Consider the following 10,625-nt stretch of genomic DNA (forward strand, 5'->3'; position numbering starts at 1 on the left):
CCCTTGAATTCCTCGAAGATCACCTCGTCCATGCGGCTGCCGGTGTCGATCAGCGCGGTGGCGATGATCGAGAGCGATCCGCCCTCCTCGATGTTGCGCGCGGCGCCGAAGAAGCGCTTGGGGCGCTGGAGCGCGTTGGCGTCGACGCCGCCGGTCAGCACCTTGCCCGATGACGGCACCACGGTGTTGTAGGCGCGGCCGAGGCGGGTGATCGAATCGAGCAGGATGACGACATCCTTCTTGTGCTCGACGAGGCGCTTGGCCTTCTCGATCACCATCTCGGCGACCGCGACGTGGCGCGTCGCGGGCTCGTCGAAGGTCGAGGACACGACCTCGCCCTTCACCGAACGCTGCATGTCGGTGACTTCCTCGGGCCGCTCGTCGATCAGCAGCACGATCAGGAACACCTCGGGATGATTGTCGGTGATCGCCTTGGCCATGTTCTGCAACATGACCGTCTTGCCGACCCGCGGCGGGGCGACGATCAGCGTGCGCTGGCCCTTGCCCTGCGGTGAGACGAGATCGATCACGCGCGCCGACTTGTCCTTGACGGTCGGGTCGGCGGGATCGAGCGTCAGTTTCTGCTCGGGATACAGCGGCGTCAGATTGTCGAAATTGACGCGATGGCGCACCGCGCCGGGATCGTCGAAATTGACCGCGGTGAGCTTAGTCAGCGCGAAATAGCGCTCGCCATCCTTGGGCTCGCGGATCTCGCCTTCCACGGTGTCGCCGGTGCGCAGGCCGAACTTCCGCACCTGGTTCGGGCTGACGTAGATGTCGTCGGGGCCGGCGAGATAATTGGCTTCGGGGCTGCGCAGAAAGCCGAAACCGTCGGTCAGCACTTCGATCGTGCCAAGCCCCAATATCTGCTCGCCCTCCTCGGCCTCGGCCTTGAGGATGGCGAACAGCAGGTCCTGCTTGCGCAGCGTGGAGGCGCTCTCGACGCCGCGCTCCTCCGCCATGGCGACCAGTTCGGCCGGGGTTTTCTTCTTGAGGTCTTTGAGATGCATAAGGCGTCCGGGGATGCTTGGGGGAAGGAACGGCACAGCGGGAAGCGGGCGGTTCTGGGAAGGAAGCTCGAAAGGCCGGCCGCAGGACGCGGTGCCTTGATGCGCGCCAAGCGGTAAGCGGCGCGTGGCCGAGCGTCAAGCGGCGAGATGCGCGCGGCGTTGCGTCCGGGCTAGAACGGCTTGACGATCACCAGCACGACGATCAGCGCGGTGGCGATCCCCGGCACCTCGTTCATCAGCCGGAGCGCCGTACCGCTCAACGGCCGCTCGCCGCGCGCCAGTTTCTTGCCGTAGCCGATCATATAACCATGATAGCCCGAAAGCCCCAGCACGATCAGCAGCTTGGTGCCCAGCCATCCCGCCGCCCACCAATGGCCGATCGTCGCCAGCGTGATCCCGAAGATCCAGACGAGGATCATCGAGGGCGTCATGATGATCGCGCGCAGCTTGCGCTCGCGATCGATCCAGCGCTTCTCCTCGGCCGATCCCGGCGCGCATTCCTGGTGATAGACGTAGTAGCGCGGCAGGATGAACAGCGCCGCGATCCAGAAGATCACGAAGATCACATGGCCCGCCTTGATCCACAAATAGGTCATTTCGAGCACCGATCCCAAGCTGAACGCCGTCATTGGCGCAGCATAGCCAGCAAGCGTTCGACATGCACTATCGGCGTATCCTGGAGGATGCCGTGGCCGAGGTTGAAGATATGCGGGCGGTTCGCGAACGCGGCACGAACCGCCGCGACCGCCCGATCGAGCGCGTCCCCACCCGCGACCAGCGCCAGCGGATCGAGATTGCCCTGCACCGGCAGCGCGGGCGGCAGCGCCTGATCGGCCCAGACGGGATCGATCGTCTCGTCGATCCCGATCGCATCGAACCCCGTGTCGCGGGCATATTCGGGTAGCTTCTCGCCGATTCCCTTGGGAAAGCCGATCATCGGCACGCCGGGGCGCCTGGTGTGCAGCGCCTCGACGATCGCGCGATTGGGCTCGATCACCCAGCGGCGGAATTGATCGGGCGCGAGGCTGCCGGCCCAGCTATCGAACAATTGCACCGCCATCACGCCGGCATCGATCTGGAGGCAGAGATAATCGATCGTCGTCGCGGTGATCGCCGCGATCAGCCGCGCGAAGGCGTGCGGATCGCCATAGGCCAGCCGTCGCGCCGCGCCCTGATCCTTCGATCCCTGCCCCGCGACCATGTAGGTCGCGACCGTCCAGGGCGATCCCGCGAAGCCGATCATCGTCGTTTCAGCAGGAAGCTGCGCCACCACGCGGCGCACCGTCTCGGCGATCGTCTCCAGGCGGCTGTGATCGGCCACCAGACCGTCGAGCAGCCCGTCGGTCATCGGCGGCGCCAGCCGCGGCCCCTCGCCCGCCTCGAACCACAGATCCTGCCCCAGCGCGTGCGGTACGATCAGGATATCCGAAAACAGGATCGCACCGTCGAAGCCGAACCGGCGGATCGGCTGCAGCGTGATCTCGGCCGCCGCCTCGGGATCGTAGCAGAGCGCGAGGAAGCCGCCCTTCTCTTCCCGCAGCGCGCGATATTCGGGCAGATAGCGCCCCGCCTGGCGCATCAGCCAGACCGGCGGCGGATCGCGCCGCTCGCCGCGCAGCACCGCCAGCAGGGCGCGCTGGTCGTCGGCCTGCGCGGAAACCTTCGAAAAGGCGTGCATCCTATTCTTACCTTATAAGTTTATAGGATTCTGTAGATCATAGTAGGCGGCCGCCGAGCGGGGTTTATTCGCCCCGCGCGATTTTGCCAACAGCTTGACTCCCGGCAAAGCCCCGAGTTCCCGCGAGTCCCCGCCACTTCCCCCATTATCCACAGCCTCGGTGCAATTGTTGATCCCCTGTGGACGATGACTGGCATGCTTTTCTCAAGGCGGGGACGGTTGCGATCCCTTGTCGGGATGCACGCCTTTCCGCTAGCGCTGCTCCCATGCTTGTCCACAGCGGATTTTGAGCGGCCGCGATGCGGCTCCACCTCCATCTGCTGTCGGATTCGACCGGCGAGACGCTGGAGGCGATCGCCAAGGCGGGCATAGCGCAGTTCGACGGCGTCGAGACGATCAAGCATTTCTGGCCGATGGTCCGCTCCGAGGGTCATCTCGATCGCGTGCTCAGCGAGATTCTGCAACGCCCCGGCCTGATCATCTACACGCTCGTCAATTCGGGCGTCCGGCGCACGCTGGAGCATCGCTGCCGCGTCGCGGGGCTGCCCCACGTCGCGGCGCTCGATCCCGTCACCGATGCGTTGCAGCGCCTGCTCGGGCAGGAGGCCAAGGCGCGGCCGGGCCGGCAGCACGTCCTGGATGCCGCCTATTTCGCGCGCGTCGATGCGATCCAATATACGATCTCGCATGACGACGGCATCGCGCCGGAGGATTGGGAAGAGGCCGATATCGTCCTCGCGGGCGTCTCGCGCTGCTCGAAGACGCCGACGTCGATCTACCTCGCCAATCGCGGCTATAAGGTCGCCAACATTCCGCTGGTCGTCGAAAGCCCGCCGCCGCCGATCCTGTTCGAGCTCGAGGCGCCTTTGGTCGTCGGCCTCACTACCAGCCCCGATCGCCTGATCCAGATCCGCCGCAATCGCCTGCTCTCGCTCCACCAGACCGCCGAGACCGCTTATGTCGATCAGGAGGCGGTCGCGGCCGAGCTCGCCTTCGCGCGGCGGATGTTCGCAGATCGCGGCTGGCCGGTGATCGACGTCACCCGCCGCTCGATCGAGGAGACGGCGGCGGCGATCATCAATCTCTTCGGTGAACGGCGGCCCGAGGCGGGCGCGTGACCGTGCTGATCCTTGCTTCGGGATCGGTGTCGCGCCGCGCTTTGCTGGCGGCGGCGGGGGTCGAGTTCCGCGCGGACTCGCCGGGCGTCGACGAGGAAGCGGCGAAGGCGGCGCTGAGCGATCTCGACGGCCGCGCGCTCGCCGATGCTCTGGCCGAACTCAAGGCGGTCAAGCTCTCTCTGCGCCATCCCGAGGCGATCGTGCTGGGCTGCGATTCGACCGTCGAGACCGCCGATGGCCGCCTGCTCGACAAGGCCGGAAGCCGCGCGGAGGCCGCCGATCAGTTGCGCGGACTGCGCGGCACCACGCATCGCCTGTCGAGCGCGATCGTTGCGGCGCAGGGCGGGGTGCCGATCTGGCGACACGTCGATGTCGCGAGGCTGACGATGCGCGGCTTCTCCGATGCCTTCCTCGAAACCTATCTCGATGCCGAATGGCCTGCGATCGGCGGCTGCGTCGGCGGCTACCGGATCGAGGGGCCGGGCGCGCAATTGTTCGCCAGGATCGAGGGCAGCCAGTTCACGATCATGGGCGTGCCCTTGCTGCCCTTGCTGGGTTGGCTACGCGATCGCGGGGTGATGACGTCGTGACTCGCCGCTTTCGTCACCCCGGACCTGTTCCGGGGTCCACTTCACCCCAAGCGCTGAAACGTGTGGCTGGGTGGATGCCGGAACAAGCCCGGCATGACGGAATAGGAAAGGGTGCGGCGAATGGCTGAACCCTTCGCCGAAGTGATCGGCGATCCGATCGCGCATTCCAAATCGCCACTGATCCATCGCTTCTGGCTGGAGCGGCTTGGCCTGGAGGGGGATTACCGCAAGACGCATGTCCTTGCCGATCGGCTAGGCACCTTCCTCGCCGAGCGCCGCGCCGATCCGGACTGGCGGGGGTGCAACGTCACGATCCCGCACAAGCTGGGGGTGATGCCTTTGCTCGATGCGATCGACCCGCTCGCGCAAAAGATCGGCGCGGTGAATACGATAGTCCCCGGTGCCGACGGCCTTACCGGCTACAACAGCGACGCGCCCGGTTTCCTCGAACCCCTCCGTCCCCGGCTCGCCGAGCGCCATTTGCTGCGCACCGCGCGAATCTTCGGCGCCGGCGGCGCGGCGCGCGCGATCGCCCACGCACTATGGGATGAAGGCTTCACGCTGATTCTGATCGCCCGCGACCTCGCCAAGGCCGAGGCGCTGGCCGCCGAATTCGCGGCCGGCCACGTCCATGCCGCGCCGCTCGCCCGCTTCGCCGAACCGCTCGATTTCGACTGGGGCGATACCGAAGGCCGGCTCGATCTGGTCGTCAACGCGACCTCGCTCGGGATGACCGGCCAGCCGCCGCTCGCGCTCGATTTCGGCCATGTCCCGCCGGGCGCGATCGTCTATGATGCGGTCTATGCGCCGCTGGAGACGGGCCTGCTCGCCGAAGCACGGCGGCGCGGGCATCCGACGATCGACGGCCTCGCGATGCTGATCGGGCAGGCGCGGCGCGCGTTCGCTTTGTTCTTCGGCCGGCCGGCGCCCGCCGATCCCGAAAGCGACGCCGCGTTGCGCGCGCTGCTCACCCAATGATCGTCGGCCTCACCGGATCGATCGGGATGGGCAAGTCGACCGTCGCGGCTATGCTGCGCAAGCTCGGCGTGCCGGTGTTCGATGCCGATGCGGAGGTGCGTCGCCTGCAGGGGCCGGGCGGCCTGCTCGTCGCGGCGATCGAGGCGCTGCACCCCGGCACCACCAACGCCGGCGGTGTCGATCGCGCGGCGCTCGGCCAGGCGGTGTTCGGCGATGCCGCAGCACTCGCCCGGCTCGAGCGGCTCGTCCACCCCGCCGTCGCGCGCCGGCGCCGGGTTTTCCTGCGCCGCCACCGATCGCGCCCGCTGATCGTCCTCGATATTCCCCTGCTGTTCGAAAAGCATGGCGAGCGCGGCCTCGACGCCGTCATCGTCGTCTCCGCCGCCGCGTGGCAGCAGCGCCGCCGCGTCCTCGCCCGCCCCGGCATGACCCCCGCCAAATATGCGCGCATCCGCCGCATCCAGGTGGCCGATGCGATCAAGCGCCGGGGGGCCGATTTCGTCGTCCCGACCGGCGGCACGATCGGCCGGACGCGCGCCGCGGTGCGTGCGATCGCGGCTTGCCTGTCGGCCCGCGCGAGGCGATAGTCCGGCGATGCGCGAGATCGCCTTCGATACCGAAACCACCGGCCTCAATCCCAACGACGGCCACCGCCTGGTCGAAATCGGCTGCGTCGAGCTGGTCAACAAGGTCGAGACCGGGCGCGAGTTCCACCGCTACATCAACCCCGATCGCTCGATGCCCAGCGAGGCGGAGGCGGTCCACGGCCTCTCGCTGATCTTCCTCTCGGACAAGCCGCGTTTCCACGAGGTCGCGCGCGATTTCCTCGATTTCGTCGGGGACAGTCCGCTGATCGCGCACAACGCGCATTTCGATTTCGCCTTCCTCAATTGGGAACTCGCCGCCTGCGGGCACGATCCCGTCTGCCTCAGCCGGATGATCGATACGCTGGCGATGGCGCGCACGCGGCATCCCGGCGCCAAGCACAGCCTCGATGCGCTGTGCACGCGCTATGGCGTCGATCGCAGCCAGCGGATCAAGCATGGCGCCTTGCTCGACGCGCAATTGCTCAGCCAGGTCTATGTCGAATTGAGCGGCGGCCGCCAGATCGGCCTGTCGCTCGCCGCGGTCGAGGATGCGCTGTTCGCATCGGAGGCGCACGTCCCAACCGCTCCCCGCCCGATCCGCACGCCCCGCCCGCACGCGCCGAGCGCCGAGGAACTCGCGCGGCATGCGGCGTTTATAGCGACGCTGGCAGCGCCGCTCTGGGCCGAAAGGCCGCTCGCGGCTTGACCTTCCCCGGCGCTTGCGCTTGAGGCGCTCGCTTCGCCGGCGGCACGACCAAGGAGAGCAAATATGGATATCCGCGTCTCGGGCCACCAGGTCGATACGGGCGAGGCGCTGCGCGTCCATGTCGAGGATCGCCTGCAAGGGATCGCCGACAAATATTTCTCCCGCAGCATCTCCGCGCACGTCACCTTCGGGCATGGACCGCACGGGGCCTTCACCTGCGATATCGTCGCGCACGTCATGCAGGGCGTGATTCTCAAGGGATCGGGGCAGGGCGGCGAGGCGCATCCCGCCTTCGATCAGGCCGCCGATCGCGTCGAAACGCAGCTCAGCCGCTACATGCGCCGCCTCAAGAACAAGCATGCCAACGCGCAAGGCCCGGCGCCCGGCGAGATCGCCGACGATGCCGGCTACACGGTCTTCGCCGCCGACGGCGAGGATGCCGCCGCCGCGGACAATCCGCCGATCATCGCCGAAACCCGCGTCGACGTGCCCGAGGCCAGCGTTTCCGATGCGGTAATGATGCTCGATCTGCGCAACACCAATGCCCTGCTGTTTAAGAATCTGGGCACGGGGGCGTTCAATATGGTGTATCGGCGCGGCGACGGCACGATCGGCTGGGTCGAGCCGCAGCGCGCCGTCTGACGGGCACGAATTTCCCGGCATCTCGTTTGGGTGGTGATGGACGATTTCTCTGACATTGTGATGCCGGGCACGGTGCTCGCCGCGCTGGCGGTGCCGAACAAGAAGGCCTTGTTCCAGCAGCTCGCGGCGGTCGCCGGGCGATCGTCGGGGCTCGATCCCAAGCTGATCGTCGAGCGGCTGACCGAGCGCGAGCGGCTGGGATCGACGGGCTTCGGCGGCGGCATCGCCATCCCGCACGGCAAGATCGAAGGTCTGGCGCACGTCGTCGGCGTCTTTGCGCGGCTTGCCTCGCCGATCGATTTCCACGCGATCGACGATATGCCCGTCGATCTCGTCTTCCTGCTGCTGTCGCCGCCCGACGCGGGTGTCGAGCATCTCAAGGCGCTGTCGCGCGTCAGCCGGCGGCTGCGCGATCGCCTGTTCCTCGCCAAGCTGCGCGGCGCGGGGTCGCCCGACGCGCTCTACGCGCTCTTCACCTCGGCCGACGCGCGCGACGCCGCGTGACGTGACGGAGGCGCGCGCCGCCAGCGGCCTGCTCGTCTCCGCGTTGATCAGGCGGATCGAGGCCGAGGGCGGCCATGCGATGGTGCTTGCCCGGGGCGATGCCACGGCGGGCGCGATGCTGCTGTTGCTGGCCGATCGCGGCGAACCCACCGCGTTGCTCGAACGCACACTGGGGCAAGGCGGCTATGGCTGGAACGACGGCGGCCCCGCCGATCCCGCCGAGCGCCCCGCCTATCTCGATCGCCGCCGCAACAATGATCCCGACCTCTGGATCGTCGAGCTCGACCACCCGAAAGCGCGCTCCATCGCGCTGGACCTGCTCGGCTAGAAGCCATCCTGTTCGAGATAAAGCGTCACCCCGGCTCAAGGCCGGGGTGACGAGAGTTCAACATCGACCGGACAGACTCTGAAATTCCGGGAGATCAATCACCCGCAGCCTTTTCCTCGTTCCCGTCCCGTTCTATACTCCGGCCATGGCCAGCCTGCCCGACTGCTTCGCGGATCAGCCGCTCATCGCCGCCGATGTCGCGCGCGGCGTGGCGCGCCTGCTGTTTCGCCAGGACCTGATCGCCTTGTGCGAGGTGCCGCTGGGCAACGGCCGCCGCGCCGATCTTATGGCGCTCGATGCCAAAGGCTGCGTCACGATCGTCGAGATCAAGGTCAGCCGCGCCGATCTGCGCGGTGACGCCAAGTGGCGCGACTATCTCGATTATTGCGACCGTTTCTTCTGGGCGGTGCCAGCGGGCTTCGGGCTGGAGCCGTTCGAAGAGGCGCATTTCCTGCCCGAGGTCGCGGGCCTGATCGTCGCGGATCGCTACGATGCGGCGCTCCTCCGCGAACCGGCGCTCCGCCCGCTGGCGCCCGCGCGCCGCAAGACCGAAACCCTCCGCTTTGCCCGCCGCGCCGCGCAGCGCCTGCTGGGAGGGCTAGATCCGGGATTGGCCGGTCTGGATTGACCGACCTGCGTCATCTTCGCGAAGGACGATGGACAGCGCGCTTCAATGCGGCCGCGCCGGCCCCGCCACGGTCGCGCTCGGTCCCCTGGGCTTGATCTCGTCTAGCGTCTTGGCGATCGCCGTCGATCGGCGGTCCTCCCGCGCATAATCCTGCGCGCTCTTGCCCTGGATCGTATCGCGGATCTTGGGGTCGGCGCCCGCCAGCGTGAGCAGACGCACCATGTTGATGTCGCGGTTCAGCGTCGCGCGGATCAGCGGGGTCTCGCCGCTGTTGTTGATCGCGTCGACCGTCGCGCCGACGTCGATCAGCAGGCGTGCCGCATCGGCATCGCCGGTCTGCGCGGCCACCATCAGCGGCGTATTGCCCTGCCGGTCCTTCATATTGGGCTGCGCGCCTTTTTGCAGCAGGAAGCCGAGCCACGTCATGTCGTGCGCCTTGGTGACGATGTGCAGCGCGGTCTCGCCGGTATTGGAATCGCGCGTGTTGATCACCGGCGCGCCGGGCTTGTTGACCAGCGGCATCACCTTGTCGCCGTCGCGATCCTTCACCGCCTGGAGGAAGGAGAAGGAATCCGAAAATTGCGCGGCTGCGGGAACGGTCAACCCCGTCGCGACCGCCAGCATGACAAAACGGCCGATCCGCCCCATATGAAACTCCCGTCGGGCCGCTGTGGCCGGTCTTGAGGCTCCGCGATAGCAAAGCATGTTTAAGCGCGCCATGAACAAGCTCGTCCTGCTCGCGGCAGCCCCCCTGCTCGCGCTGGCGGGCTGCCGGTCCGCCGCGACCGAGGCCCCCCCGCTTGCCGGCGCGAAGATCGGCGGGCCGTTCGCGCTGACCGACCAGGACGGCCGCGCTTTCTCCAGCGCGTCGCTCGCCGGGCGCTATCCGGTGATCTATTTCGGCTACACCTTCTGCCCCGATGTTTGCCCGACCGACATGCAGGTGCTCGCCAAGGGGCTGAACGCGTTCGCCAAGAGCGATCCCGCGCGTGCCGCCCGGGTGCAGCCGATCTTCATCTCGGTCGATCCCGCGCGCGATACCCCGCCGGTGCTCAAGAGCTTCGTCCGCGCCTTCAGCCCGCGCCTGATCGGGCTGACCGGCAGCGAGGCGCAGATCGCCGCCGTGGCGAAATCCTATGCCTCGCCCTACCAGAAGCAGGCACCCGCGCCGGGGGCGAGCGGCTATCTGATGCAGCACGGCACCGCCGCGATCCTGTTCGGCCCCGATGGCGGGCCGATCGCGCTGGTGCCCGTCGATGCCGATGCCGCGCAGGTCGCCGATACGCTGGCGAAGTGGGTGCGATGAGCCGCTTCTGGGAAGAACGGCCGCTGTCGGCGCTGACCCGGCCCGAGTGGGAGTCGCTCTGCGACGGCTGCGGCAAATGCTGCCTCCACAAGCTGGAGGACGAGGAGACCGGCGAGGTCTTTCCCACCAACGTCGCTTGCCGCCTCCTCGATCGCCATACCGCGCGCTGCAAGGATTATCGCAACCGCAGGCGCTTCGTTCCCGATTGCGTGCGCCTGACCCCCGCCAAGCTCGATACGCTCGATTGGCTGCCCACCACCTGCGCCTATCGCCTCGTCGCGGCGGGCGAGCCTCTGCCCGAATGGCACCCCCTAGTCAGCGGCGATCCCGAAAGCGTTCATGCGGCGGGCATTTCGACGCGCGGCTGGACGGTGAGCGAGGATGAGGCGGGCGAGCTCGAATATCATCTTGTCGACCGCATCCTCTGAGCCCCGTTTCGCGGGCGGCGGCCGATCGGCGGTGCTCCAGGTCCGCCGTTCGCCCCGCGCCAAGGCGATGCGCATCGCGGTCGATCCGCGCGACGGCGCGGTGCGGCTGACGCTGCCGGCGC

15 protein-coding genes are annotated in these 10,625 nt (G+C 67.6%); 11 read left to right on the forward strand and 4 right to left on the reverse strand.

Annotated elements, in window-relative coordinates:
• From rho to hemE, 3 genes are all read right to left on the reverse strand, one after another.
• A partial coding sequence (rho, locus tag HUU94_RS09740) for a transcription termination factor Rho (protein ID WP_174274891.1) occupies positions 1-1,010 on the reverse strand: 1,010 nt, incomplete at its 3' end.
• 170 nt (positions 1,011-1,180) lie between these two features.
• Positions 1,181-1,639 (reverse strand): CopD family protein, encoded by a 459-nt coding sequence (locus HUU94_RS09745; RefSeq protein ID WP_174274892.1) that lies wholly within the window; start codon positions 1,637-1,639, stop codon positions 1,181-1,183.
• On the reverse strand, positions 1,636-2,688 hold the full coding sequence (gene hemE, locus HUU94_RS09750) for a uroporphyrinogen decarboxylase (RefSeq protein ID WP_174274893.1): 1,053 nt from the start codon (positions 2,686-2,688) through the stop codon (positions 1,636-1,638). The genes HUU94_RS09745 and hemE overlap by 4 nt, the downstream gene beginning before the upstream one ends.
• A 299-nt stretch (positions 2,689-2,987) precedes the next feature.
• Here hemE and HUU94_RS09755 point away from each other — a divergent pair, with 299 nt between their 5' ends.
• The 9 genes from HUU94_RS09755 to HUU94_RS09795 all read left to right on the forward strand — a co-directional run bounded on the left by HUU94_RS09755 (position 2,988) and on the right by HUU94_RS09795 (position 8,769).
• Positions 2,988-3,806 carry a pyruvate, water dikinase regulatory protein gene (locus HUU94_RS09755; RefSeq protein ID WP_174274894.1) on the forward strand — a complete coding sequence of 273 codons (819 nt, stop codon included), beginning with the start codon at positions 2,988-2,990 and terminating at the stop codon, positions 3,804-3,806.
• 2 nt (positions 3,807-3,808) lie between these two features.
• Entirely contained in the window at positions 3,809-4,396 is a 588-nt protein-coding gene (locus HUU94_RS09760; protein WP_174274905.1) for a Maf family protein, read from the forward strand.
• A 120-nt stretch (positions 4,397-4,516) separates the two neighbouring features.
• Positions 4,517-5,374 (forward strand): shikimate dehydrogenase, encoded by an 858-nt coding sequence (gene aroE / locus HUU94_RS09765; protein WP_174274895.1) that lies wholly within the window; start codon positions 4,517-4,519, stop codon positions 5,372-5,374.
• Entirely contained in the window at positions 5,371-5,961 is a 591-nt protein-coding gene (gene coaE, locus HUU94_RS09770; RefSeq protein WP_174274896.1) for a dephospho-CoA kinase, read from the forward strand. The genes aroE and coaE overlap by 4 nt, the downstream gene beginning before the upstream one ends.
• 7 nt (positions 5,962-5,968) lie before the next feature.
• On the forward strand, positions 5,969-6,667 hold the full coding sequence (gene dnaQ, locus HUU94_RS09775) for a DNA polymerase III subunit epsilon (protein WP_174274897.1): 699 nt from the start codon (positions 5,969-5,971) through the stop codon (positions 6,665-6,667).
• A gap of 63 nt (positions 6,668-6,730) precedes the next feature.
• Positions 6,731-7,309: a ribosome hibernation-promoting factor, HPF/YfiA family gene (gene hpf / locus HUU94_RS09780; RefSeq protein WP_174274898.1), complete on the forward strand. Its 579-nt coding sequence runs from the start codon at positions 6,731-6,733 to the stop codon at positions 7,307-7,309.
• A gap of 36 nt (positions 7,310-7,345) precedes the next feature.
• Positions 7,346-7,813, forward strand: a complete 468-nt coding sequence (locus HUU94_RS09785; protein WP_174274899.1) for a PTS sugar transporter subunit IIA — start codon at positions 7,346-7,348, stop codon at positions 7,811-7,813.
• A gap of 1 nt (position 7,814) precedes the next feature.
• Complete coding sequence (locus tag HUU94_RS09790; protein WP_174274900.1) at positions 7,815-8,141, forward strand: DUF1491 family protein; 327 nt, start codon at positions 7,815-7,817, stop codon at positions 8,139-8,141.
• A 145-nt stretch (positions 8,142-8,286) separates the two neighbouring features.
• Positions 8,287-8,769: an MmcB family DNA repair protein gene (locus tag HUU94_RS09795; RefSeq protein ID WP_174274901.1), complete on the forward strand. Its 483-nt coding sequence runs from the start codon at positions 8,287-8,289 to the stop codon at positions 8,767-8,769.
• 42 nt (positions 8,770-8,811) lie between these two features.
• On the opposite strand, the gene HUU94_RS09800 is transcribed toward HUU94_RS09795, so the two are convergent.
• On the reverse strand, positions 8,812-9,417 hold the full coding sequence (locus HUU94_RS09800) for an ankyrin repeat domain-containing protein (RefSeq protein ID WP_174274902.1): 606 nt from the start codon (positions 9,415-9,417) through the stop codon (positions 8,812-8,814).
• 70 nt (positions 9,418-9,487) lie between these two features.
• On the opposite strand from HUU94_RS09800, the gene HUU94_RS09805 reads away from it, so the two are divergent.
• The gene (locus HUU94_RS09805; RefSeq protein ID WP_174274903.1) at positions 9,488-10,075 is read left to right on the forward strand and encodes an SCO family protein; all 588 of its coding nucleotides are present in this window, start codon (positions 9,488-9,490) and stop codon (positions 10,073-10,075) included.
• Complete coding sequence (locus HUU94_RS09810; RefSeq protein WP_174274904.1) at positions 10,072-10,503, forward strand: YcgN family cysteine cluster protein; 432 nt, start codon at positions 10,072-10,074, stop codon at positions 10,501-10,503. Before HUU94_RS09805 ends, HUU94_RS09810 begins: the two co-directional genes overlap by 4 nt.
• Positions 10,504-10,625 lie beyond the last annotated feature (122 nt).

Source organism: Sphingomonas bacterium (genome assembly GCF_903644055.1).
Classification (GTDB): Bacteria; Pseudomonadota; Alphaproteobacteria; order Sphingomonadales; family Sphingomonadaceae; genus Sphingomonas_I.

Bases quoted from the DNA above. Each gene is read 5' to 3' on its own strand.
- HUU94_RS09810 (WP_174274904.1), top strand. From the start codon at position 10,072: ATGAGCCGCTTCTGGGAAGAACGGCCGCTGTCGGCGCTGACCCGGCCC.
- HUU94_RS09805 (WP_174274903.1), top strand. From the start codon at position 9,488: ATGAACAAGCTCGTCCTGCTCGCGGCAGCCCCCCTGCTCGCGCTGGCG.
- HUU94_RS09785 (WP_174274899.1), top strand. From the start codon at position 7,346: ATGGACGATTTCTCTGACATTGTGATGCCGGGCACGGTGCTCGCCGCG.
- aroE (WP_174274895.1), top strand. From the start codon at position 4,517: ATGGCTGAACCCTTCGCCGAAGTGATCGGCGATCCGATCGCGCATTCC.
- HUU94_RS09745 (WP_174274892.1), bottom strand. From the start codon at position 1,639: ATGACGGCGTTCAGCTTGGGATCGGTGCTCGAAATGACCTATTTGTGG.
- HUU94_RS09800 (WP_174274902.1), bottom strand. From the start codon at position 9,417: ATGGGGCGGATCGGCCGTTTTGTCATGCTGGCGGTCGCGACGGGGTTG.
- hemE (WP_174274893.1), bottom strand. From the start codon at position 2,688: ATGCACGCCTTTTCGAAGGTTTCCGCGCAGGCCGACGACCAGCGCGCC.
- HUU94_RS09755 (WP_174274894.1), top strand. From the start codon at position 2,988: ATGCGGCTCCACCTCCATCTGCTGTCGGATTCGACCGGCGAGACGCTG.
- dnaQ (WP_174274897.1), top strand. From the start codon at position 5,969: ATGCGCGAGATCGCCTTCGATACCGAAACCACCGGCCTCAATCCCAAC.
- HUU94_RS09795 (WP_174274901.1), top strand. From the start codon at position 8,287: ATGGCCAGCCTGCCCGACTGCTTCGCGGATCAGCCGCTCATCGCCGCC.
- coaE (WP_174274896.1), top strand. From the start codon at position 5,371: ATGATCGTCGGCCTCACCGGATCGATCGGGATGGGCAAGTCGACCGTC.
- hpf (WP_174274898.1), top strand. From the start codon at position 6,731: ATGGATATCCGCGTCTCGGGCCACCAGGTCGATACGGGCGAGGCGCTG.